The 25,356-nt window shown below is 42.1% G+C and carries 20 protein-coding genes and 4 pseudogenes; 6 read left to right on the plus strand and 18 right to left on the minus strand.

Annotated elements, in window-relative coordinates; translation table 11 throughout:
* The 6 genes and pseudogenes from mfd to PROCOU_RS12855 all read right to left on the minus strand — a co-directional run.
* Positions 1-3,188: pseudogene (mfd, locus tag PROCOU_RS12830) on the minus strand (transcription-repair coupling factor); the annotation flags it as partial.
* Between the two features lie 68 nt (positions 3,189-3,256).
* Positions 3,257-3,811, minus strand: a complete 555-nt coding sequence (pth, locus tag PROCOU_RS12835; protein ID WP_036073063.1) for an aminoacyl-tRNA hydrolase — start codon at positions 3,809-3,811, stop codon at positions 3,257-3,259.
* A 527-nt stretch (positions 3,812-4,338) separates the two neighbouring features.
* On the minus strand, positions 4,339-5,100 hold the full coding sequence (locus PROCOU_RS12840; protein WP_036073066.1) for a tyrosine-protein phosphatase: 762 nt from the start codon (positions 5,098-5,100) through the stop codon (positions 4,339-4,341).
* A 14-nt stretch (positions 5,101-5,114) separates the two neighbouring features.
* A complete protein-coding gene (locus tag PROCOU_RS12845) occupies positions 5,115-6,626 on the minus strand; it encodes a phosphohexomutase domain-containing protein (RefSeq protein ID WP_036073068.1) in 1,512 nt (503 codons plus the stop codon).
* A gap of 89 nt (positions 6,627-6,715) precedes the next feature.
* Positions 6,716-7,639 carry a WYL domain-containing protein gene (locus tag PROCOU_RS12850; RefSeq protein ID WP_036073069.1) on the minus strand — a complete coding sequence of 308 codons (924 nt, stop codon included), beginning with the start codon at positions 7,637-7,639 and terminating at the stop codon, positions 6,716-6,718.
* Positions 7,626-8,870 (minus strand): WYL domain-containing protein, encoded by a 1,245-nt coding sequence (locus PROCOU_RS12855; RefSeq protein ID WP_036073071.1) that lies wholly within the window; start codon positions 8,868-8,870, stop codon positions 7,626-7,628. The genes PROCOU_RS12850 and PROCOU_RS12855 overlap by 14 nt, the downstream gene beginning before the upstream one ends.
* A gap of 89 nt (positions 8,871-8,959) precedes the next feature.
* Here PROCOU_RS12855 and PROCOU_RS12860 point away from each other — a divergent pair, with 89 nt between their 5' ends.
* The 3 genes and pseudogenes from PROCOU_RS12860 to PROCOU_RS12870 all read left to right on the plus strand — a co-directional run.
* Positions 8,960-9,481, plus strand: coding sequence for an RtcB family protein (locus PROCOU_RS12860; protein ID WP_051994405.1), 522 nt, complete (start codon positions 8,960-8,962; stop codon positions 9,479-9,481).
* A 562-nt stretch (positions 9,482-10,043) separates the two neighbouring features.
* Positions 10,044-11,858 (plus strand): reverse transcriptase domain-containing protein, encoded by a 1,815-nt coding sequence (locus PROCOU_RS12865; RefSeq protein ID WP_036073074.1) that lies wholly within the window; start codon positions 10,044-10,046, stop codon positions 11,856-11,858.
* Positions 11,859-11,999: 141 nt separating this feature from the next.
* Positions 12,000-12,701: pseudogene (locus PROCOU_RS12870) on the plus strand (RtcB family protein); the annotation flags it as partial.
* A 217-nt stretch (positions 12,702-12,918) separates the two neighbouring features.
* On the opposite strand, the gene PROCOU_RS12875 reads toward PROCOU_RS12870, so the two are convergent.
* From PROCOU_RS12875 to PROCOU_RS12900, 6 genes and pseudogenes are all read right to left on the minus strand, one after another.
* On the minus strand, positions 12,919-13,752 hold the full coding sequence (locus PROCOU_RS12875) for a P-loop NTPase family protein (RefSeq protein WP_036073076.1): 834 nt from the start codon (positions 13,750-13,752) through the stop codon (positions 12,919-12,921).
* A gap of 18 nt (positions 13,753-13,770) precedes the next feature.
* Positions 13,771-14,129 (minus strand): annotated as a pseudogene (locus PROCOU_RS12880) (DUF2200 domain-containing protein).
* 154 nt (positions 14,130-14,283) lie between these two features.
* Positions 14,284-14,667, minus strand: a complete 384-nt coding sequence (locus PROCOU_RS12885; RefSeq protein ID WP_036073078.1) for a DUF956 family protein — start codon at positions 14,665-14,667, stop codon at positions 14,284-14,286.
* Between the two features lie 127 nt (positions 14,668-14,794).
* Positions 14,795-15,706 (minus strand): PTS system mannose/fructose/sorbose family transporter subunit IID, encoded by a 912-nt coding sequence (locus PROCOU_RS12890; RefSeq protein ID WP_036073080.1) that lies wholly within the window; start codon positions 15,704-15,706, stop codon positions 14,795-14,797.
* A gap of 24 nt (positions 15,707-15,730) precedes the next feature.
* Positions 15,731-16,537, minus strand: a complete 807-nt coding sequence (locus tag PROCOU_RS12895) for a PTS mannose/fructose/sorbose transporter subunit IIC (RefSeq protein ID WP_036073083.1) — start codon at positions 16,535-16,537, stop codon at positions 15,731-15,733.
* Between the two features lie 25 nt (positions 16,538-16,562).
* The gene (locus PROCOU_RS12900) at positions 16,563-17,546 is read right to left on the minus strand and encodes a mannose/fructose/sorbose PTS transporter subunit IIA (RefSeq protein ID WP_036073085.1); all 984 of its coding nucleotides are present in this window, start codon (positions 17,544-17,546) and stop codon (positions 16,563-16,565) included.
* Between the two features lie 580 nt (positions 17,547-18,126).
* On the opposite strand from PROCOU_RS12900, the gene PROCOU_RS12905 reads away from it, so the two are divergent.
* Positions 18,127-18,306 carry a hypothetical protein gene (locus PROCOU_RS12905; RefSeq protein ID WP_036073088.1) on the plus strand — a complete coding sequence of 60 codons (180 nt, stop codon included), beginning with the start codon at positions 18,127-18,129 and terminating at the stop codon, positions 18,304-18,306.
* Between the two features lie 8 nt (positions 18,307-18,314).
* Entirely contained in the window at positions 18,315-18,515 is a 201-nt protein-coding gene (locus tag PROCOU_RS12910; RefSeq protein ID WP_036073091.1) for a hypothetical protein, read from the plus strand.
* Between the two features lie 313 nt (positions 18,516-18,828).
* On the opposite strand, the gene PROCOU_RS12915 is transcribed toward PROCOU_RS12910, so the two are convergent.
* Entirely contained in the window at positions 18,829-19,596 is a 768-nt protein-coding gene (locus PROCOU_RS12915; protein ID WP_036073093.1) for an SDR family NAD(P)-dependent oxidoreductase, read from the minus strand.
* A gap of 96 nt (positions 19,597-19,692) precedes the next feature.
* Here PROCOU_RS12915 and PROCOU_RS12920 point away from each other — a divergent pair, with 96 nt between their 5' ends.
* A complete protein-coding gene (locus tag PROCOU_RS12920) occupies positions 19,693-20,058 on the plus strand; it encodes a MerR family transcriptional regulator (RefSeq protein ID WP_036073095.1) in 366 nt (121 codons plus the stop codon).
* Positions 20,059-20,104: 46 nt separating this feature from the next.
* Here PROCOU_RS12920 and PROCOU_RS12925 read toward each other — a convergent pair whose 3' ends face one another.
* The 5 genes and pseudogenes from PROCOU_RS12925 to PROCOU_RS18635 all read right to left on the minus strand — a co-directional run.
* Entirely contained in the window at positions 20,105-20,461 is a 357-nt protein-coding gene (locus PROCOU_RS12925; protein ID WP_036073097.1) for a DUF805 domain-containing protein, read from the minus strand.
* A gap of 70 nt (positions 20,462-20,531) precedes the next feature.
* Positions 20,532-22,724 (minus strand): alpha-galactosidase, encoded by a 2,193-nt coding sequence (locus PROCOU_RS12930; protein WP_036073099.1) that lies wholly within the window; start codon positions 22,722-22,724, stop codon positions 20,532-20,534.
* 16 nt (positions 22,725-22,740) lie between these two features.
* On the minus strand, positions 22,741-24,729 hold the full coding sequence (locus PROCOU_RS12935) for a beta-galactosidase (RefSeq protein WP_185460356.1): 1,989 nt from the start codon (positions 24,727-24,729) through the stop codon (positions 22,741-22,743).
* Between the two features lie 18 nt (positions 24,730-24,747).
* Positions 24,748-25,239: a carbohydrate ABC transporter permease gene (locus tag PROCOU_RS12940; RefSeq protein ID WP_341871262.1), complete on the minus strand. Its 492-nt coding sequence runs from the start codon at positions 25,237-25,239 to the stop codon at positions 24,748-24,750.
* A pseudogene (locus PROCOU_RS18635) lies at positions 25,172-25,356 on the minus strand (hypothetical protein); the annotation flags it as partial. The pseudogene PROCOU_RS18635 and the gene PROCOU_RS12940, both read right to left, overlap by 68 nt.

Consider the following 25,356-nt stretch of genomic DNA (forward strand, 5'->3'; position numbering starts at 1 on the left):
TTCCAAATCATCCATGTCAAGAACAGTCCGGAATCGTTTATACATCTCAATCTTTTGGCGTCCATCTTGAATATAATGCTCCGGAATATAGGCATCAACCGTGATATCAATCTCCACAGGCACAATTTTTTTTTTTCATGCTCTTCTTTGGGCTGACGTGCCGCAATTGCTTCTTGCAACATTTGTGAATATAAATCGAAGCCGACCGAATCAATAAAGCCATGTTGCTGCGACCCTAAAATATTACCCGCTCCACGAATCGACAAGTCACGCATTGCAATTTTGAATCCCGAACCAAGCTCCGTAAATTCCTTGATGGCCTGCAACCTTTTTTCCGCCTCTTCACGTAAAATTTTATCCTTCTGATACATAAAATACGCATATGCAATTCGATTCCAACGACCAACACGACCACGTAATTGGTATAGCTGGGAAAGGCCCATATGATCTGCATTTTGGACAAATAACGTATTTACATTTGGTATATCTACACCCGTTTCAATAATCGTCGTTGTCACCAACACATCAAACTCTCCCTCAAGGAAACTCAAAATCACAGACTCAAGCTCTGTTTCAGTCATTTGACCGTGTGCCACTGCAATCCGCGCATCTGGAACGAGCATCTTAATCTCATCCGCTTTTTGCAAAATAGAATCCACTCGATTGTGCAGAAAGAAAACTTGGCCGTCACGCGCCAACTCTCGCTCAATCGCTTCCCGAATCAATACATTATTCTGCTCCACCACATACGTTTGCACAGGAAAACGATTGGCAGGAGGTGTCTCAATTACTGATAAATCACGCACGCCAAGCATCGACATATGTAGTGTTCGCGGAATCGGTGTCGCCGTCAACGTCAGCACATCAATTTTTGAACGGATATGCTTAATCTTCTCCTTGTGCGTTACGCCAAACCGTTGCTCCTCATCGATAATAAGGAATCCTAGATCATGGTATTCCACGTCTTTTGATAGCAATCGATGCGTTCCAACAACAATATCCACATGCCCAGACTTCAAGCCCTTTAGCGTCTCATTTTGCTGCTTTCGCGTCCGGAATCGACTCAACAACCCGACCTCAATCGGGAACCCTTGGAACCGTTCTTTCATCGTTTCATAATGTTGTTGTGCTAGAATCGTTGTCGGAACTAAGAATGCAACTTGTTTTCCGTCCATCATCGCCTTAAACGCCGCACGCAAAGCAACTTCCGTTTTCCCATAACCAACATCTCCGACCAGTAAGCGATCCATCGGCCGTTCGCGTTCCATGTCCTTTTTAATCTCCATAATCGAACGCAACTGATCCTCCGTTGCCTGGTATGGAAACGCATCCTCAAACTCACGCATCATTTCGCCGTCAGGACTAAAGCCATAACCGCGTTCTGCCTCACGTTCTGCATACAATTTGATTAAATCGTCTGCAATATCTTGCACAGACGCTTGAACCCGCGTCTTCACACGTTTCCATTCCGTGCCGCCAAGCTTGTTTAACTTCGGTGCCTTACCTTCTGAGCCAACATATTTCTGCACGAGCTCCAGCTGCTCTACCGGGATAAATAGCTTATCATCGCCTTGGTACATCAACAATAAGTAATCCTTATGCACACCATTAATGTCCAGTGTCTCCATCCCAACATAGCGCGCAATCCCGTGATTCACGTGAACTACATAATCGCCAACCTTCAGCTCGGAATAACTCTGAATTCGCTCTGCATTCGATAATTTCTGCCGTTTCTTAGGCTTCTGCTTCTTTTTATTGTTAAAGAGTTCCGTCTCACTAATGAACACAACTTTGGCAAGCGGCAACTCAAACCCATTCTGAAAACTGCCAAGCACAAATTGCGTCTGACCAAATTTTGGAACCTCCGACTCATCCTTTAAAATCACGCTTTCCATCTCATAATCTGCAAGCGTCTGCTTCATTTTCTCCGCACGCTCAATTGATGGCGCCAAAATCACGACCGCATAATTATTCTTCGACCAGCTATCCATCTCCGTTTTTAAAACGTTCATCTGACCATGGAATTGTTGCATTTGCTTGTAAACAATATTTGTCATCTTTGCAATCCGCACACTGTTAGGTGTTTTTTGAAACAGTGATAAATAAATCCGCGACAACCGATCCGTCTCCAAAAGTGCTCGGAAATTATGGCTCATTTTTGTATCACGAACTGTTTCCAACCGCTCAAGCGTCTCCGTTTGCCATTCCGCCTCTTCTTTTTCTAACCGCTCATCTGTCTCTTGAATCCGCGCAAACTCATCAAACAGCAAAATCGAGTTCTGTGACACATAATCAAGTAAAGAAGCTGGATCTGGATAGCACATCCCAATATACTTGAAAAACATATCCGGTTTCTGTCCATCACGAAGTAACTCTAAATCCTCTTCCAAGTTTTCCACCAGTTGTTGCTTTTCCTTATCACCTGACATCTGTTTCAGCGTCGCTACAAGCTTTTTCTCAATTCGCGTTACCAAATCAGGGAAAAATGCCGGCTCTACCAAAATCTCAGTCGCAGGAACTAACTTAAATTCCTCTACCGTCTCAATTGACCGTTGCGAATCCACATCAAAGAAACGCAACGAATCCACTTCCGTATCAAATAACTCCAACCGAATCGGGTGTTCCTCCGTAATCGGATAAATATCGATAATCCCACCGCGAATACTGAACTCACCCGGCGTATTGACCATATCGCTTCTTGAATACCCCATTGTTACAAGCTGACTCTGCAAACCTTCTGGATCAATCTCCGCACCTTGAATCAACGACATATTATATTTTTCCCAAATTGAAACTGGCGGCAAAATTTTGCGCAAGCCAGCGACAGGAACAATCACGATTCCTGGTTTTCTAGATAACAAAAACTGCAGTACCTCGACACGTTGCCCGCGAAGTTCTGGACTTGAAATACTAAGCTCCGACGAAATTAACTCATCGGCTGGATATAAGTAAAGACGATCACTGTCTAGCAAAGCCGACAAATCATCATATAATTTCTGAGCATGATATAAATTATGTGTTACAAAAATAACCGGTCGTTGCGTTCCCCCCTCAATAACACTAGCGAATAACGCCCGACTCGACCCCGAAAGCCCCGTTACTAATTGCGATTTCCCCTTGTCTTCTAACTCTTTAATCACGCCACGAATATCTTTTTGTTCATAAACTAGCTGTTGCAATCCTTTCACGCTAAAAGGCCTCCTTTTTTTGAATATTCCATCTAAATTTTTCGCCGGAATAATCCGGCTGCTATGCACTAGTTAAACTGGTTCATAACATCTGCAAAACTCTTATTTGACCAAGCCTCTATGGCATCTGCACTCTTCTTAATTGCCGCAATAATATCCGCATGCTCCGATTTTGGAAAATCACCGAGCACGTAATTCAAAACATCACCATTTGCAGGTCGATCCACGCCAATGCGAATCCGATTAAATTCCTGAGTTTTCAAATGCTGAATCAATGACTTCATCCCATTATGACCACCGGCACTGCCCTTTTGTCTAAGTCTGATTTTTCCGGTAGGCAAATCCAAATCATCATAAATAATCATCACATCGTTCGCTGAAATATCATAATAATCCATCAACGGACGCACACATTCTCCCGAAAGATTCATAAAAGTTAACGGTTTCACGAGCAACATTTTCTCGCCATTCACAACGATACTACTTGTCATCCCATTAAATTTCGACTTCTTCCAAGGAGTTTGATATCTAAAACTAAGCTCATCGACAACCATAAAACCGACATTATGCCTAGTACGTTCATATTTTTTACCCGGATTTCCGAGTCCAACAATCATCTTCATAACGACTCTCCTCAATAAATTAAGGGTCTGGGACATAACCCAGATAAATCGGCGACAAGCGCTCGCATTCCACGGATTTAGCAGACTTCCGGTTCTCACATACACAAGTATGCTCCGCTTCCGGCTTCCGCAAAATCCCTGGAATACAAACGCTTTCGCTCGATTTGTGTGAAGCAAGATATACGTCTTACCCGAAAAAAGGGATTCGTGATATCTTGCTTATTTTTGGTTAGAAATATATTTTTCCCAGACCCTGTTTACAACTATGCGTTTTGTTTGATTATACCACGATTAGGCGCTGTTAGAAAGAGATGTCTTTTGTAAAATGAAATACACTGGGTATTACCAAACCTATTACTAGAAGGTACACCGCTCATAACATTCTTAAGAAAATTACAATAAAAACCAATAACAAAGCCGCTATGAAACATGCGATACCGCGTTTCATAGCAGCTTTAAATTATGGTGTTACAGACTATAACTATTGGGTCGCCCAAATTATCCTTTTCGCATTCTATTTCTCTTCCTCAAAACAAGAAAAACCTTTTTTGCGATGGCATCGTGTAATCTTCCGCGATAATCACATCATTCTTAAGTACTTTCGCGCCATTTTCTTTTAAGTATCCCATATAACTCGAGCCAATCCGTTTCACTAACCGTTGCTCAATCTCCTTGTGCAAAAGCGGCCGACGAACCGTATCATGTGCGTCTGTTGCCAAAAAGTGCACCAACTGATGTTCAAGCAAAATCTCACTCGATTTCTTAGACTTCTTACCAAACTTTCCGTCCAAACTTGACCAGGTAAGCTGTGCCAAAGCGCCATGCGACACAAATTCATACAAGCGCTCTGGATTCTCCATAATCTCAAAATTCCGCTCTGGATGGGCAATTACTGGCACATATCCCGCCATCTGCAAGTCATAAAACAACTGCTCTGTAAACACTGGAATGCTCTGTGTCGGAAATTCAATCAACACGTAACGACTCTCCGCAAGTGAAGCCAAATCCCCATTTTTCAAGCCTTCAACAATTTCACCATGCAAACGCACTTCTTGTCCAACGTGCACCTGTAGCTCCATTCCATTATCTTTAATTGCCTCGTTCAGCTCTGCCACGTGCTCTGCCACAGAAGGCCGCAGATTGAAATAATCGCCTTTCAAATGATGCGGTGTTGCAATGATATCCGTGAAACCCTCTGCTATTGCTTGTTGCGCCATGGCAAGACTGCCCGTTTCCGTTTTTGGTCCGTCATCTAAGCTATTCAAGATGTGGCAATGTATATCAATCATACTTCTCATTCCTTCTATTGGCTTATTTTTTGCAGGCTCGCACTATCGATTTCCGCGTAACCTCCGAAGAATTTTTGCAGTACTGCCTTAATTTTATCTACTCCACCTACTTCATCACTCTCTAAGTTTACTGGCATAACAGGCTCATGTAAACTCATACGTAACAAGAACCACCCATTTCCGAACGTACCACTCGTATTTACCCTAACGCCCTCTTGATTTACAGGCTCCAATTCCAAGCCATCCGTTTTAGCCACAAACTCCTTGAAATCTTCTAAAGCAGCCAACCCATATGACTTAAAATTATTGGCCAAAATCGACAGGCGAATCTCATCATTATCTGCTGGAACCTTCAAATTCCTCGTTAAATCTGCCAAATCCTTGCCCTCTTTACGCAACTTCGCATAGCGCATCAAAATTTTAGCAATCAAATACGCACCGTCATCCAAAAAATAGTTTTCCTTTAAAGCTGCATGACCGCTAACTTCAATCGCAATTTCACTCTGTGTCCCAGCCTCATTCAACCGAATCGCCTCATTAATCACGTTACGATATCCGCGCTTAAACCGGTGCTGTTTCCCACCAAGCGCCTCGATGAATTCCTCTAAATGCGTCGAAGTAGTTGAATCCGTCACAATCGTCGTTCCTGGATGCTCATCCAAAATAATCGCCGAAATAACAGCAATCAATGGATTCCGATTCAAACTCTCGCCATCCCGATCCACAATCGCTGCCCGATCCACATCCGTGTCAAAAATAACGCCCAAATCTGCTTTGTTCGCCAATACGGCTTCCTTCAAACTCGCCATTGCTTCATTATTATCAGGATTTGGAATGTGATTTGGGAAATTCCCATCAGGATCAAGGAACTGGCTTCCCGTAATATCCGCACCTAACTTAGCCAAAACCTCAGTCGCAAAAAAGCCACCCGCACCATTTCCCGCATCTACAACGATATGGCTTCCATCAAGCGGTTCCTCGTAAAGCACCTCATCATTAATCCCAGCACGAATTTTGCCAACCAAGTCTGCGGCATAAGTTTCCAGTAACGGCTTATGCATTACCGCTCCCGCAACACTTGCCACAAAAACCGCATCTGCATGCTCCATAATATAATCAATATCCTCATGTTCTGCGCCTCCATCACGCGTGAACAATTTCAGACCATTGTAGAAATAAGGAAGATGACTTGCCGTAATCATAATTGCTGCATCACACTGATAATCTTCATATTGCGTTGCCATGAACATTGCTGGTGTCGTAGCCAAGCCAACATCCACAACATCGATGCCAGACCGCGTCAAGCTAGCTACAAGAACATCTTTCACACGCTCAGCAGACAATCGACTATCATGCCCAATCGCCACAGTTGCCCGTTCACCAGTCTTTTTCACATCGCGCAACCAAGCCGCAAAGCCAATCGCAATCGCACTTACATGTTCATCTGTTAACGTTACATCGTGTTTCTCCGTCTCAATCGCCACTCCTCTAATATCCGAGCCATTCTGCAAGTCCTTCAAAGCCATAATCCCATTCCTCCAATTTCTATGTATAGTCTCTCGTTTATTGTACCAAAAAATCTGTCCGATAGCGATGCAAGACCACCATTTTTGTTTTACAATTCCATTTGCCTTGCCAACCGAGCCTTCAACTCACCAACCACACTGTCCGGGCCTAAAACCTGTATCATCGGTCCAAACGATAACAACTGAATCACAAGCTCCATCAAATCACCTGATGGGCAATGAATTTCCATCTCGAATACATGCTCGCGCTCCGTTCTAAACGCCTTTTTCTTATAATCTGCAAAGTGAATCATCGCCCGATTCACTGCGTTCCGATGATTCACCACACGACACGTCACAACGACCATTTCCGATCGATGCTCCGGTAATACCATATCCACAAGCTCACCCAGCCGCGCCTCCATCACCTTTCCCACATTCAACGTAAACGGCTTCAAATCCCTCTTCCTAAAACAAAGCAATCGAAACAGATTATTCTTTTCTGAAAACTCTAGCCGATACGGCAAAAAAGTTCCCTGTAAAGTTTCCCTTGCCCGATAAACTAATTCCAACTCCCGCTTCTCCTCGCAAGCCTGCAAAATAACCCCAAAAATCGTTCGATATCCCCGCTCCGAATAAGCATCGCCATTCCGAAACTGATCAAAACACCATATCGAGTCTGCATCAAACAGCACTTCATAATCCGCAAGCTCTTGCTCCAACTTCGCAATCTCATCATCTGCCAAGAACAAACCCATCCGTGGGTCCCGTAACACCGTTTTCAACCACCGCTTCTCAAGCACACCCTGCACCGGCACCCAGTCTTTTGTCAAAATAGACTCATACACTCCGTCGCCCTTCACCAACAAATGCCACTGCTCCGTCAGCTGTGGTAACAAATGCAAACCACTCTCATCAAAACCCAATTTCCGCACAATTTCCGCAATTTCTTGCTTTGACAACCCACGCCGCTGTCTCAAAATCTCCAGAACAACACGATAGTATGTTCCATACATTTCATTAAATATCTCCAACGGTCGTTCCCTCCTCAAAATAAAGGCGATACATGTCCGCAAGCTCAGAAAAAAACTGCCGCTCCCATGCTTCATCTCCTGAATCAAGCGCTACAATCCGTCCCACAAACGTCCGTAAAAATGGCTTCATCCCATTCAAATCATACGTCTCTATTCTGTACTCAAAGCGCTTTGAAGTAAGCCTGATAAGCCTCCCATGCCTTCCCTCCATTCGAATCCGCTCCAGCATATATGCCTCACGCATTTCATCGATAGCTAGCGTCACACAAAGTGAATGCACCACTCGCCGATCAAATCCCGCACTCCACATAAATTTTCGTACCTCATCAAAGTGCTTCTTTTCCATTCTAATATCCGCCGTAACCTCCATAAGTGTTACTTGCTCAATCTGATCTAGGCGATGAAACGCAAAAAACTGGCCTATCTTTGATTTTCCAACCACATATCGTCGCCCCGACTGCGCACTTGCTAGCAACTTCACCGGTAAAAAACGCAACTCTCGCTCTTGACCAAACCGTGTCAACGCTACCCATCGTGCTTCCCGAATCGCCACCAATAAATCCAGATAAACTTGATCTTCCAACGTATGCATCACAAAATAGTGCTTGTACCGAAAAACGGCATCCAACCCGCGCTCCTGTTGCAACAAATAATGCCCCAACACACCAAGTGGTGCCATCTCCTTAAAAAATTGTACAGCTCGTAATGCTCGATCTGACAACACCACACTCGCAACTCGTGAAAAATGAATCTCCCGCCCACGCAATTCCCGTCGCAACACATCCAAGTCAACATACTCTGCTAATTTCTTCCGCAATGTCAATGCCTCGATTATAAAACCATCCCGAAAATGAGCTAAGTAATCTTTATCAATCCGTGCCAGCAACTGATTAACTGAATAGTCCTCACCGTCGGAAAAAATATCCATCAATACAAAATGCAAAAAAACATCATTTTTCGTAAAACTCTTCGCCTGCCAAACAGCAAACATCGGATTCTCTGTAATTTCATTCGGATCAATAAATAACCGCAGCGCCTTCCGATTCCCCTGCTGCTCCACCTCTATGTATTCCCTTAAATAACTCTCAATTCGTCGCCTCACATTATCATAACTTCGCCCACTTTTCGTTGTGAAATCCTCCCGCTGCTTAAACCCATACACATAAAACTCCCTTACATAATTCCGAATCACCGAAAAATTCTTAATCAACTCATTAAACGATTTCGCCATGATGTCCCCCACTCGCACCTTTTTTTTATAAGATAAACCCTCGTAACTTCTCTATACTAAAATCATAAACTGGAAATGAGGAAATAACAATGTTTACTTACTATGAAAAAAATGAAACCAAAAAACCAATCAAAATTTGGCTTGCAGATCAATCAGCAATTGAAGATGGGTGCTTCGAACAAGCAAAGCAAATCACAAACCTACCATTCGTCTACAAATGGTTAGCACTAATGCCTGATACACATCTCGGCGCAGGTATGCCGATTGGCGGAGTGCTTGCCACCAAAAACACCATCGTCCCATACGCAGTTGGCATGGACATTGGCTGTGGCATGTGTTACATCCAAACCAACATCCACGAAAGCGAAACCACTCAGAACTTTATTCAAAGCATCGTCAACGAAACACTATTCACTATTCCTGTCGGCAAAGCCCGCCATCACGAAGCACAAAAATCTGCCGTCATCGACATGGCTTTTGCACAAAAAGATCATTACGAACTACTGCCAAACGCAACAGAACTACTCGAAAACGCCTACTATCAAGTTGGTACACTCGGCGGTGGCAATCATTTTATTGTGCGCCCAAGATGGGCAGTAAATATCGCGTAATTAGGTACACGACACATCGAGAAAACCGATGTAATGTCAACAGCCTTATCTGGAATCGAAAGTGAACAGGGAGTGTAGCATGGCTGTAAAGGCACTATTCAACTAGTTGGTAAAAGTTGCGAATGCGTGCCAAGACATAAAGAATTGTATGAGGATAAAGACTGTATTGTTTGAAGTCTAGCGAGAACGGCGCTATGGTTCGCTGTTAGGAACACCAACTGAAACCTAACATAACTTCTACTTAAAGGTAATCTATAAATACCTTTGAGGTGCTACTATGAAATCTACGAATTCAACAGTAGTGGTTTTCAACCAAGAGAAGTTACGTAGTCACAGATGTGATGAAATCGTGAAAGGACTATCCGACAACAATTCCACCTATATTTACTGTACTAACTGGGGATTACCTAAACAGGAATGCCTGACGGCTATAGACAAAGGTCTTGAATATCCTGCACGGTAACGGAGTTCTCGTAGTAGTCTGAGATAGGGAAAGCCTATTACATGGCGAAGGGGAACAGTTTACAAAGATTAAATCTATTTTGAAAGGAGCGAAAGGCTCTTGCAAAGTTCAGAGGTAGTATTAATCAATCTATCAAAACAATCACTAAAGAAAAATTATACACATGAAAGACTTTACAGAATTCTTTACAACCCTCATATGTATATAAAAGCCTTTAGCAACATCTACAGCAATAACGGGAGTGCAACAGCGGGTATCGATGGTAAAACAGCTAGCAATTTTAGCGAGGAACTTATCAACAGTATTATTATATCCATCAAAGACGAAAGTTACCAACCATCCCCTTCCAAGAGGGTCAACATTCCTAAAAAGAATGGTAAAACGAGACCTCTCAGCATCCCCAGCTTCACGGATAGGATAGTTCAAGAGATTTGCAGACTGATATTGGAAGCCATTTATGAACCACAATTCAGTATCAGTTCCCACGGTTTTAGACCTAACAAGAGTTGCCATACAGCTTTAATGGAAATAGACAGGATTTACACAGGAGTCAATTGGTTTATTGAAGGAGACATCAAAGGATTTTTCGACAACATTAAACATCACAAACTGATTGAAATACTTGGGAAGACTATCAAAGACGAAAAGTTCCTTCGTTTAATTAGGAAATTTCTCAAAGCAGGGTACATTGAAGACTTCAAATTTAACAAGACTTACACAGGGACACCGCAAGGAGGAATCATTAGCCCTATACTGGCTAACATCTACCTAAACGAATTAGATAAGTACATTCTAGATGACCTCAAAAAGGAATTCGACTTAGGAAATCCCAAGGCACAACAACGGAATCCTGTCTATCGAAACCTTGAATATCAGGTAAGCCAACTTCGAAAGAAAATAGAAGCGTCTGACAACGAGAAAGAACGTAACAATCTTATCCTGCAATTCAAAGACCTTAAAAGTAAAAAGGCTAATACACCAACCATCTCCAACTCAAAGGGATATAAACGCCTGAAATACGTCCGCTACGCGGATGACTTTCTTATAGGTGTGAATGGAAGTAAAGAAGATTGCATTAAGCTTAAACAGACTATCAAAGACTTCTTGAACCAAGAACTTGAGTTAGAATTATCCAATGATAAAACACTTATCACGCACAGTAGCAAAAATGCACGCTTTCTAGGTTACGACATCAGTATAGGTAATAACAATACACCATATAAGAATAAACAAGGCGGTAAAATCAGATGCGCTAGAAGAAACGTACGCCTAATGATGCCTAAAGAAGTCATTGAAAAGTTTATTGTGAAACACAAGCTAGTCAAAGACATTAACGCTAATAAATGGATGCCAATTTGCAGAACTCCCTTAATTCGATTAAGCGACCTCGAAATCATCAACGTCTTTAACGCAGAAATTCGAGGAATTTACAACTACTATAGATTAGCAGAAAATGTTACACATAAAATGTGGCAACTACGGTATGTAATGGAATATAGCTGTATCAAAACATTGGCTGGCAAGCACCATTCAAGCGTTAGAAAGACCTTTAAGAAACACCGCTATGGGACACATTGGGGCATCAAATACCAAACAAAGACTGGCGAAGCCGTCTGCTACTTCTACAACAAAGGCTTTCCACGAAATAGAACGACTTCCAAGAACGATGACCCTGATTTGAAACCGAATGTTATGAAATATATGAGCCGAACAGAACTAGAAAAGCGTATCAGTGCTAAAAAGTGTGAATGGTGTGGAAAAGAAGATGTTCCTTTTGAAATACATCACGTTAAACGACTAAAAGACGTCAAAGGCAAAGACTGGTGGGAGCAACAGATGATTGCTCGAAACCGAAAAACTTTAGTACTCTGCTTCGACTGTCATCGCAAGATTGCACACGGAAGCAGGACATGATAGATACTTGTAAATGGAAAGCCGTATACATCGAGAGATGTACGTACGGTTTGGGAGGAGACTATCGGAAACCTAGCGTAGCAATACGTCCAAGGCGCTGGTAGTCGACCTTACGAATTTCAAAAAGATGAAAACGGTTATCTCGGCATCATGCTCCACTCTGGAAGTCGCCACCTCGGCGCCCAAATTTGCCAAAACTTTCACAAGCTAGCCGTCAAGCTCAACCAACAATGGCTAAGCGATACGCCAGAACGCAATCCTCTCGCTTTTTTACCAACCGATTCATTAGAAGGAAGAGCCTACATCGAATGGATGAATCTCGCGCTTGACTATGCCTTTGAAAATCGTGAAACCATGCTCGAAGCCATAATGACCATTTTCGCGAAACACACCAAGAAGAAACTTGGTAAAAATACTCAATTTACCGACAAAATCAATTGCCACCATAACTATGCATCACTCGAAAACCACTATGGACAAAATGTCTGGGTTCACCGTAAAGGCGCAACACGAGCAAGAAACGGCGAACTTGGTATCATTCCAGGTGCGATGGGAGCAACAAGCTATCTTGTTCGTGGCCTTGGCAACCCAGAAAGTTTCCATTCCTCCTCCCATGGCGCTGGACGAAATTTTTCCAGAACACGTGCCAAAAGTAATTTTCCAATGGAGGAAGTACTCCAAGATTTGAATGACCATAACATCACAATTGGTAAGAAAAATCTCCAAGATGTCGCTGAAGAAAGCCGTTTTGCCTATAAAAATATCGATGAAGTCATGCAAAACCAAACTGATCTTGTAGAAACCATCAAAACGTTACGCACACTAGGTGTTGTCAAAGGATAAGAAAGTTTGGGACATACGCAGAATAAGGTAGCAAGAAGCACTCGGAATATTGGGACTGTTCGAAATCAGGTGCATTACAGTCCCAATATAAGTTATGAGGCAACTCCTTTACGTCCTCCTAAATACAAACGCCGGCTCTCGATTTGTATCAAGCAATATTCGCACCCTATTCGAAAAGAGAATTCGTGATATCTTGCTTATTTTGTCTTGGGCTCTTTCATTTAGGAAGGTTACTCTCAATTCTAAGCCACAATTCATCCCAATCATAATCCGAGCACTCATATATAAATGTTTCTATTGGCAACGATTCGATAATCTCAAGTTCTGCTTCCTTCCGATCCATAAGCGTTTGAACAAAGCCATCCATTCCTACACGATTATGCTTTTTTCCATAGGGTGTACTTTCATAATAAGGAATTATTCCATCAATCCAACTCCCATCATCAAATACCCGCTCCTGAGAGACACGCTCAATAGTCTCCCTAATATCAGAATGTGAAAGATAAATAAGTACCGGCGACAAATCCACCACAGTATTTAACAACTCATTAAAATACGCTTTCATCGCATACAGATCTTTCATCTGATAATTCATCAGTTCACCAAGATGATTCTGCAAAAATGAACACTCAAAAATAGTGATTCCATTCTCTGTTATTACCCTATCCCCAAACGATTTCCAGCGCTTCCAGTGTAACTCCGTAAAAGTCGAAAAAGGCACCCGATTATCATAAACCTCATACGACTCCATCATTTGATAAAACAGGTCATCATGCGGCTTCACCTGTGTATAAGCAACCAGTGCATAACCATTTTCCATCTTGGTATGTCTATGAATCTCTTCTTTCATACTGCCAAATTGCTCTAAAATAGTTGGGAACGCAGCCTCAGGAATGCACGCAATCCACGCCAAATCTGCGGGGTGATAAGTCCCTTCCGTATACACCGAAACATTCAGGCCTCGGCTCTGGTAATAGTTCGCTATTTTTATAGCTAATGTACTTTTACCCGAACCAGGAAGCCCTTCAATCATGATTAATTTCGTATTCATACCCACACCTCATTGTCACTAATTTTTTCGTAATATTTTCTCCATCGCTTTGCCTTTGGCTAATTCATCAATTAATTTATCCAAATAACGAATTTGTTGCATCAATGGATCTTCAATTTCCTCCACACGGTAGCCACAAATAACGCCCTTAATTAGCGAAGCATTCGGATTCAGCTGTGGTGCCTCTCCAAAAAAAATTTCTAAAATCGGTTTTCTGATCCAAAATGCGTTGTAAAGCTACCTCATCATAGCCCGTCAGCCAAAATATAATCTCATCAACTTCCACTTTTGTTCGTTCTTTTTTTCTCTGCTTTTTGTATGTAGAGCGGATACACACTAGCAAATGACATCGCAAAAACCCTCTCATTATTCTTCATCATCTTCTCCTCCTCAAACTTTCTATACATCCTATTCTACCTATGCTACTATCAATTAACAATGATTCACGCTTACATGATGCAACAAAAAAGCCCCACCCTGCACATATCTTCGCAAGGGAAGCATTTTAGATATCACTATGCCTAAAGTTACTCACTTTTTCTTTTTCTTCTTAAACATCGATTGAAAAGCATTTTTTATTACATCGAAGAAACTTAGAGAACTTACCATGTTAGCTGGATCGACATATACTCGAATAGCCCGCAGTACATCTTTGGGTTTTTTAGAAGCAAAAGTAAATGTTCCGTTACGCTTTGTTTTAATCGCATAACGAGGAATCCACTTGCCTTTTAACATAACAGAAACGATCACTTGGTCCACTTCTTCCCAAGGGATTTGGATAAACTTACGCACGTCACGCGAATTATAAAATTCAAAGCCTTTGTCACCAATCAAGATTTCTCCATAATCTGTGAGCCCAGTAAAAGCCGTAGCGTCAATTTTTAAATCTACTTGTGTATTAATCGATTGAACCAACTATATTCGCTCCATTTCTTTTCAGCTATTTTATCCTATTATACTTTTTTTTATGCCCTAATACCAAGAAAAAAGAGGCTAGCTATAATACACCAACCTCTTTTTATCGGCTTATTACTTAAATCTCTTATAAAAGTCCAATAACGTGACCAACTACACCAACTACGAATAAACCTAGAATGATGATAATTGGGCTGACTTTTTTCTTAAGCAACCACATACATAGGAATGTAAGTAGTAAAGCGGCAAGACCTGGAATTAAGCTATCCAAGTTATCTTGTAAAGTCGTTACTTTTATGTTGGAAAGCGACAAGCCAGCTTGTTGTTGTTCCAATGCTTCTTTAATACCCATAGAACCGCTGGAAAGTTTATCCCAATCGATATAGGCGCCTTCATCTAATTTAACCTTGGATATAACTGGTGCAAATTGGATGGATACCCACCTCTGAACCAAGGCGGCGAGTACGAACATCCCGAGTATCGAAGCACCTTTTGTGATATCTTGAAGGATACCGCCAGAAAGATCCTCTGTAATTTTAGAACCGGCTTTGTAACCAAATTCTTGTGTATACCACATGAAGCCCCAACGAATAATATTCCAAGCGACGAAGAAAATAATTGGCCCAAGGATGTTTCCGCTAATTGCAAGAGACGCACCCAATGCACCTAACATTGGACGAACTGTAAACCAGAATACTGGATCACCGATACCAGCCAACGGTCCCATCATACCAACTTTTACCCCTTGAATTGCTACATCATCAACTGGTGCTCCATTTGCACGTTCTTCTTCCAGTGCAAGTGTTACTCCAAGAATTGGTGAAGCTACATATGGATGTGTATTAAAGAATTCTAAATGACGTTTTAAAGCCGCTGAACGGTCTTCTTTTGTTTTGTATAATTTCTTAATTGCTGGGATCATGGAGAAAGCCCAACCACCGTTTTGCATACGTTCATAGTTCCAAGAACCCTGAATGAACGTAGAGCGCCATGCTACGCTCAATCGATCTTTTTTCGTTAACTCGATTTTCTCTGCCATTCTCTTCTCCTCCTTTTTTAGGTTTTAATAATCGTTTAAGATGTCGCCAAGCGGATCTTTAGAACTACCGCCTCCGCCACCATTTGAATTACCGCCACCCATTTTAGAAAGGTTTAAGTAAATAAGAGCCAACGCCACACCTAATGCACCAATAGCAATAAGTGTCAATTGAGTAAGTGCTGCAACGACGAAACCGATAATGAAAAATGGCCATACTTCTTTTGTTGCCATCATGTTAATAACGAGCGCATAACCAACGGCAACGACCATTCCTCCACCAATTGCCATACCATCAGTTAACCAAGCAGGCATTGATTCTAAGAATGATTGTACACTTTCTGCTGGAATGAATAGAAGTGCTGCTGCTGGAATTGCTATACGAATACCTTGCATACAAATCGCAGAGATATGCAACCATTCCACTCTTTTAAAATGACCATGCTCTGCTGCACTATCCATCATATGAACAATAGGAACCGCTAAAGTACGCACAATCATTGTTAAGAAAAGACCTGCTACTGCAAGTGGAATTGCGATAGCAATCGCTGATGGAATACCTGAAACGCCTTGCCCACCTAATACTAAAATAATTGCTGATGCCACAGATGCAAGTGCTGCATCGGGTGCTACGGCTGCTCCAATATTTGCCCAACCAAGTGCTATCATTTGAAGTGTCCCACCAAGGATAATACATGCCGTTAAATTACCAGTTACTAGTCCAATTAATGTACATGCTACTAATGGCTGATGGAATTGGAATTCATCTAAGATTCCTTCCATACCAGCTAGAAAGGCAACTAATATTACTAAAATTATTGCTATTACAGACATAAATATACCTCCTATTTTGAATTTATTATTGTGCTTTTAATTCAGCTTTTGCTTTCTTGATGATGTCCTCCATGTTTGCGCTCGAATCGTTAGGAACTTTACGAACATCAAACTTGATCCCTTTTTCTTTCAGTTTATCAAAAGCTTCTACGTCTTCTTGCCCCATTGCAAGTACTTTACTTACCACTACTTTCCCTACAGAATGAGCCATGGAACCAACGTTTACTTGCTCGATTTCTACGCCACCTTCAACAGCACGAAGAACATCTTGCGGGTTTTCGAATAAAAGAAGTGCTTTTGTATTACCAAATCGTGGATCCTTAGAAATTTCAATCATTTTGTCAACAGGAATGACGTTGGCTTTAACGCCAGGTGGTGCTGCCTGTTCAATTAATTTTTTACGAAGATCGTCTTTGGAAACCGCGTCAGATACAACGATGATGCGATTTGGGTTTGTTGATTTTGTCCATGCAGTCGCAACTTGACCATGTAGTAAACGAGAATCAACGCGCGCTAAGACAAATTTAATTTTGCCGTCACCAACAACAGTTCCAGGAGCCAGTTCTCCACTTGGTTGTTCTGAGGCAACAGCTTCTTGTGGTTGCGGTTGTAATTCTTCTGGCTTGATACGTACGCCTTCTTGTCCTGGTGTTAGGATAGCTTTAGCGATTTCTTGCGCAGAGTTCATAGAGAAGCGTGATGCAAAAGCTTCAATCAACATTGGCAAGTTAAGGCCTGCTACAATTGCCCACTTATCTTTATGGTCTTCATACAAACCATTTGCTTGGTTGAACGGGGTGCCTCCCCAAAGATCAACTAAGAATAGTACTTCATCTTGGCTATCAAATGACGCGATTGCTGCTTCCATCTTGGCTCTGATATCATCTGGGCCTTCGCTTGGCATCAATGTGATTGCTTTAACGTTTTCTTGTTCTCCGAAAATCATCGTTCCGGATTGCAAGATACCTTCAGCAAATTCGCCGTGAGTTGCGAGGATAATTCCTACCATCTTTTTCCCTCCTAAGTAAACTTTACTTTTCAAACATTTAGAGACCTCTAACATGAACGCTAGCTAGTTCACTCGTTGCGTCCCTTCACAAAGCTCGAAATCCCTCTCCCCCCTTCAATTCGTCAGAGCTTCCATCAACCTCTGCACTCTCATTCATAAGCCCAATCCCCTGGCTATCTTGAAAAGCGTTGGGTTCCGTATTAACTACTGTTCCCGGATTGGATATCAATAATTACCCAATATTAGCTTCTTTCAATCCTATTTGTTTTCATTATGTGTCACCAGATTAATATAAAGCAATTTCCGTGCCAACTTTAGTGTATCATGAAGAAAAGGCCTATGTAACGGCAAAAAACAAGCAATCATAGGTGATACAGCACTTAGTGTATTAATTATCAATACGCTATTATCACACTTAACACAGTATATCATTTAAAGATTGATACTGTACAGAGCTATCCTATTTGCCGCAGGATATTATATCATACCGTTTTACAGTAAGGCTATTATTTTTATTCCACTTCCAAATATTGCTTTTATTTTATGGTGCTGTATACTTACTAAAAAGAGTAAGATAAGAATGATAGATTTAGCTTTAACTGGTGTTTTTCTTGTCCTACTAACGTTTTTTGCTAAGAAGAAAAGTTTCATATCACTATTTTTAAATTTAGGTATGGTTGCGATTATCGTAGCAGGGCTCGGACTTACAGACGATGAATTAACGAAGAATGATACACCAACAACTACACACCTAAACTAGTTCTTCAAGTGGAAAACGCCTTTAAATCTGATGAAAACGGAACCGTCACCATTTATTGGAAAACAAAGCCTGATGCAGATTTGATACTGATAGCAAGTGGCCATCCCGATCAAACAGCGACTTCGGATATTGATGGGAATTTTGCATTCACATTGACCGAAGCTCCAAATAACGGAACTGCAGTACTCACCACCACATGGAAAGGTTAAAATAAATCAAAAGACATTACATACCAACCCCATCTATTGGATATCTACTACGTCAAGCCTGCCTGTTTCAAAATTGCTTACTCAATAATATTTTACTGTAGTATGGTACCATCGTTGCCCTGTTCGTTACTGGATTTCTGAAAAACATGTGAGAATCCTGCGTCCTGATATACCCAGAACCCATTCTTTTTCAATATCCTTGCCATTTTCTTAGGAGTTATCGGCATCCTCATACCTCCTTTTTATGTATCCACACCATAACACGTGTATAAAGATACAAAGGGTCTGGGACAAACTCCCAGACCCTTTCGCACTATTTAGATGTTTGTGCTCTGGTCGCATAATTAAATTGTGGGTCCATCAGCAAAAATTCATAATTGGACGGGTCAACAATTCCAAGTACTTTATTACTGTCATAGAGATCCAATAAAAAGCCTGCCATTTCTTTACCAGTATGATATTTTGCCACAGAATCTTTGTAATTGAATGTTTCTTCATCCCGCGCTCGCTTCGCAAATTCAGTTTCTGTTGCGGCCGGTGCTAGTACTTTGGCTTGCATTTTGGCATTGGCAGCTTTTAATTCATGAGATAGTCCTTCTGTAAAAGCGCTGACGTAAAACTTGGTGGCACAATATGTTACGGCATTGGGTACAATCGCATAACCACCACCTGAGGAAATATTGATTAGTTGTGTCCCTTCAACATTGGCATAATCCCGAACAAACAGTGAAGAAAGAATGGTCAGCGCTTCAATGTTCAAATGTAGCATCGACTCAATCTTGGACAATTTCTGTTCACTTATAGAATCAAAATTCCCAAATCCGGCGTTATTTATCCATGTCTCTAGTTCTAAATCTTTTAAATAAGCGTAAAAATTATAAACGTTTTCCGCTACTGTCAAATCTACTATTTTAATCAGCACTTTCACATTTGGGTTTATTTTCGCGATTTCAGCCTTTAACTGCACCAACTCGGTTTCACGCCTTGCTGCTACTACAAGATTTTTGCCTCTTTTGGCAAATAATAGCGCGCTTTCGTAACCAATTCCTGAGCTAGCTCCTGTGATAACTGTGTATTTCATCGTCATTCCTCCAATGGCTTTCGCCCGATTTTTATGGTATAGTCGCAAGTATAGACCTTATAGTAAACTCTAAGTCAAGCGATTAGGAGGGAATTTATGTATTCTATCGGAGAAACAGCGAAATTAGTCGGTTTAAGTGCATATACACTGCGATACTATGAAAAAGAAAAGATAATCCGGCCCCCTAGAAATGATAACGGTGAGCGGATGTTTGATGCTAGGCATATCGATTGGCTCAAATTTGTCATACGGCTAAAAGCAACACAAATGCCGATTGCACAAATTAGAAAGTATACAGAACTATTTTTAGAAGGAGAACATACAGCCCCACAACGGCTCAAACTTTTACAGAATCACCAGGTGTTTATTCAAGAGCAATTGCTAAACCTGACAAATGTCGAGAATGAATTGCAACATAAAATTGAAAACTATGAAAAGTTAACTGCTCGTTCGGTGAAATAAAAAGTTGGAAATGTTGCGTCAAAACAACATTCCCAACTTTCTTGTCTTATTTAGCTAGTGGATCTTCACCAAAACGGTTAGAACCTTTATCTCCTGCTGTACAATAGAAAACTAGCATGATGATCCAGCCAACTAATGGAATAAGTCCCATTAGAATAAACCAACCGCTTTTGTTTGTATCGTGTAAACGGCGAATCGCTAAGCTTAACATCGGAATGATAAAAATGATTCCTACAAGCCCTTCCACATAGTACATAAACTTACTAAACAAACCAAACATCCCTAGTACAAAGAAGATAAGCCAAATTGCTAATTGCGCAAACCAGTACTCGGAACGGCTTGCTCTCCCACTAAAATTAGTATAATTCCCCCAAAATGCCTTGAATGCTTCTGAAAACCCCATTTTAAACTCTCCCTTGTAATATATTAAACATTCATTCTACCATAATCAACTCGAATTTGGGTATATACTGCTATTTTTTTATTTGAAAATGCCAACTTACCGTCTGGAAGTCGCCAATTAGCGTGGTCGGGACTTTCATTCCTGCGTACATCAATTCATCACCACCGAAAACTTGCTCGGTTCCGCGAAGCTTGTATTGCGCTGCTGCATTTAAGCCTGCTAACTTCACGAATTGCAATGGTCGTGCTGGTGTGGCTAACACTTGAAAATAGAATACACAGCTTTCTGTTTTAGCTTCATCTACGAACATCCAGGCTGTCTCATTTCCTTCAAAAGGACTTTTTAGACGATAAAAATCGCCGAATTGAATAAGTTCTCGAATTTCTTTGTACATCTCGATTTGATGGCGGACTATTTCTTGTTCCGCTTCAGTCAACGTTGTTAGGTCCAGTTCGTAACCTAGATTACCAGACATTGCAACGTTTCCGCGCATTTCCAATGAAGTAAAGCGACCGACTTGATGGTTTGGCGCACTAGAAACGTGAGAACCCATTGCGATAATCGGATAAACAAGACTCGTGCCGTATTGAATTTTCAAGCGTGAAACGGCATCGGTGTTGTCGCTCGTCCACGTTTGAGGCATATAATATAGCATTCCTGGATCAAAGCGCCCACCTCCACCCGAACAACTTTCGAACAGAATATCTGGGAACTGTGTTGTGATTGCATCCATGACACCATACACACCCAAAATATGCCGGTGCGCAATCTCCTGCTGTCGCTCACTCGTGAAATGAGCCGAACCAACTTCGCTCAGATGCCTGTTCATATCCCATTTCACATAACTAATAGGCACTTCTTCTAAAATTGCGGCCATACGACGCGTAATTTCTGTGCAAACATCTTCTCTAGAAAAATCAAGAACTAGCTGGTTGCGGCTTTCCGATTTCGCACGTTTCGGTACATGAATGCACCAATCAGGATGCGCTCTATACAAATCGCTATCCACTGAAACCATCTCTGGCTCAAACCATAGTCCAAATTTCATGCCCAAATCATTCACATTTTTCGCTAAATTTCGCAAACCGTTCGGTAGTTTTTCATCGTTTACAAACCAATCTCCGAGCGATGATTTATCGGAATTACGCTTGCCAAACCAGCCGTCATCAAGTACGAGTAGCTCCATTCCGAGCTTACTGCCTACTTTTGCGATATCCAAAAGCTTTTCTTCGGTGAAATCAAAGTACGTTGCTTCCCAATTATTTACCAAGATTGGCCGTGTTTTGTCGCGGTAAACGCCTCTTAGTAAATGTTTCTGATAAAAACGATGATATTGGCGCGACATTTCCCCAAGCCCCGCGTCCGAATAAACCATTACAACCTCGGGAGTCTGAAATGTAGCTCCTGATTCAAGTTTCCAGTCGAAATTAAAAGAATGAATCCCAAGAATAACTCGCGTAGTCGCAAATTGATCTACCTCAACAGAAGCCTCAAAATTACCGCTGTACACCAAATTAAAACCATATGCTTCGCCGGACTCCTCCGTTGTTTGTTTTTCTAGCAATGCCACAAATGGATTCTGCTGATGGCTACTCGCACCGCGCACACTATCAACACTTTGCATTCCATGTCGTAATGCCGCTCGCTCCACTTGCCGCTCGTTTCCCCAAGCGCCGGGTAATGTCAGTAAATCATAATTACTGTCCTTAAAATCAATACACGCACTTGCCGCCTTCAAAATTTGTAACGAATCCTGTCCATCATTCACAAATCGAGCAGACCTAGTAATCACATTGTCTGCCCCGAAAACGGTATACTGCAAAATAACGCGCAATCCCAGAACAGCGTCAGCCATCGTAATTTCAAGCGTATCCGCATCACTATCCTGCTCCACATATGAAGCCGGTAGCCCATCTAGCTTCATTTTTCCAGCAAAAATACGATGAGACTCGTAACGCAAATCTGAAATTGTCGTCCCGTCCATTCCCTTCACCTGATACGCCGGCTTGCGAAAATCTGTATTACCGTACTGTGGGTATTCCTGGGGCAACGAATCCAAAGAAAACGTCTCATCTCCAATGCTAACGCTCGGCGAAAAGTCCCGCTTAATGAACGTCAAACCATTGGAACCTGCAAATTCACGAAGTCCTTTTCCATAGTACAAATGCGCCAAATAACCGTCACGTACTACACCGAGCACATAGCTGACATCTTTTCCGCGCAAATGAAACACCCGTTGTGCCTCATCATAAGAAATTCCCATTTTTCGCGCACCTCCATCATCCTTTTAAAATGCTTACATCACGCGCAGATAATGTCATGAAGTCCGTAACCTCCGCACCACTAACCAACTCCGCAAAGGTTCCACCAATCGGAAAAACCTGCGTCTTATCCGTGTGATTCAAGAAGAAGTAATACGTCGCTTCCTTTTTACGGCGCACTGTTACTTCCACACCATCCGGTACATCAAACGGCGGCGCAATCTCTGCAACAGTCAGACAATCACGCAACAATGCCTCCAAATAGCTCGCATCCGGTTGCGTCCCAATGTAATATGCCGTTCCCGCACCAAACTTGTTCACCGTCACGGCCGGCATATTCTTCACATAACCATTTTTAAACGAAGCAATCGTCTCCGCACCACGTAAATGAACCACTTCCTCCCAAACCGCAATGTCAAAATCGCCATACTGCGTCTGAATCTCATGCTTCACCCCGCGTTTTAACGGAGCAAATTCCTCCACATAAATGCCTAGCACATCACGATACGCACCTGGGTACCCACCCAAGTACACGCGCTCATTCTCATCCACAATACCACTAAAGAAATTTGCTACAAAATGACCGCCAGCCTTCACATACGCCGCCACCTTTGCCGCAAAATCCTGTGAAGCTTGATAACTGGCCGGTGCAAATACCACTTTGTAACCCGTCAAATCCTCACTTGGATGCACAAAATCAACTCGTACGTTCAAACGATGCAATACTTTATAGTAAGCCAATAACTGGCGCATATATGTCACCAAATCAGACGGTTTGGAATCCAGCTCAAGCGCCCACCAATTTTCCCAATCAAAAATAATCGCAACTTGCGCGTCAAACTCCGAACCAACGAGCTCATCCAACCCGCGCAACTCCTGTCCCAATTCCGCAATCTCTCTAAAATTACGACTATCCTCGTCACCAGAATGAGGCACCATTCCACTATGGAACTTCTCCGCACCACCTTGAGACGCTCGCCATTGGAAAAACATGATTCCGTCCGCGCCATGCGCAATCGACTCATAACTCCACAACCGCATTACACCAGGCGTTTTCACACCATTCTGACTCCTCCAATTGACCGCACTTGCTGCCTGCTCCATCAATAAAAACGGCTTTTTCTTCAAACTCCGCGTCAAATCATGCGCCATAAACTGCGCATACGGAATTACGTCATGCGGATCTGGATATGCATCCCAGGAGACTAAATCCATCTCTGGCGCCCATTTAAAACCATCAATTGGCTTATGTAGCCCCATCAAATTGGTCATAATCGGAATATCCTTCGAAAACTCCCGCAAAATATCCCGTTCCATTTTATACAAATTCAGCAACGAATCGCTCATGAAGCGTTTAAAGTCCACCTGCTGATTCGGGTTTGCGTATGTTGGAGTCTTCCCAGGTAAGAAAATTTCTTCCCATTCGTAGTAGTGCTGACTCCAAAAATCCGTTGACCAGCTTACATTCAACTGCTGGATCGTGCCATATTTTTCTCTCAACCAGACTTGAAAATCCGCTTGGCATTTTTCACAATAACACTCGCCGATATGACAGCCATACTCATTGTTAATATGCCACATCACCAGTGCAGGATGATCATGATATCGCTCTGCTACTTTTCGCGTCAAGGCTCCTGCCAAGCGCGCATAATCTACGCTATTCGGACAATAATGCTGTCTAGATCCCGGCAACAAGCGTGTCCCATTAACATCCATTGGCAATGAATCAGGATATTTACGCGCAATCCAAGCAGGCGGCGCCGCAGTCCCCGTTGCCAAATCCGCTCCAATGCCATTTTCCGCAAGCATGTTCATAATCTTATCTAGCGTTGTAAAATCATATGTTTCCTCATTCGGCTGCAACTTCGCCCAACTAAAAATATTTACGCTGACATAATTCACGCCTGCCTTTTTCATTAGCCGCATGTCTTCTAACCAAACCGACTCATCCCACTGCTCTGGATTGTAATCCCCACCATAATAAAAATTTTGCTGTTCACGCAACATTCCCATAACCTCCTAAATTTACTTGAGCGCACTGCCAAGCATTCCTGAAATAAAGTGTTTTTGTAACATCAAGAAGAAAATAATGATTGGAATCGTTGCAAACGTAATCCCCGTCATCACTTGACCATAATCCGTAAACGACACGCCCATCAAACTTGATAGCGCAACCGGAAACGTATACATCTCACTTGACGTCGTCACAACGAGTGGCCACATAAAGTTATTCCACTGCGTCATAAACAAGAAAATCGATGTCGCAGCAAGCGCGGGTTTCATCGATGGGAGTACAATCTGGAAAAAAATCCGATATTCCCCCGCCCCGTCCAATCGCGCCGATTCCAACAGCTCACTCGGAAATGCCATAAAATTTTGCCTCATTAAGAAAATCGCGAACGGATAACAAAGTTGTGGCACAATTAAGGCAAAATATGTGTTCAACAACTCAAAATTCGACATCAATTTGAACAGTGGAATCACCGTTGCCTGTGACGGAATCATCATCGAAAGCATAAACAATAAAAAAAATCAAATTCGCGCCACGGAACTGAAATTTCGCGAGCACATAAGCTGCAGCCGTACTAATCGCAAGCGCCAATAATACATAAGCTCCCGATACGAGCAACGAGT

Source organism: Listeria rocourtiae FSL F6-920, from assembly GCF_000525975.1.
Lineage (GTDB): Bacteria > Bacillota > Bacilli > Lactobacillales > Listeriaceae > Listeria_A > Listeria_A rocourtiae.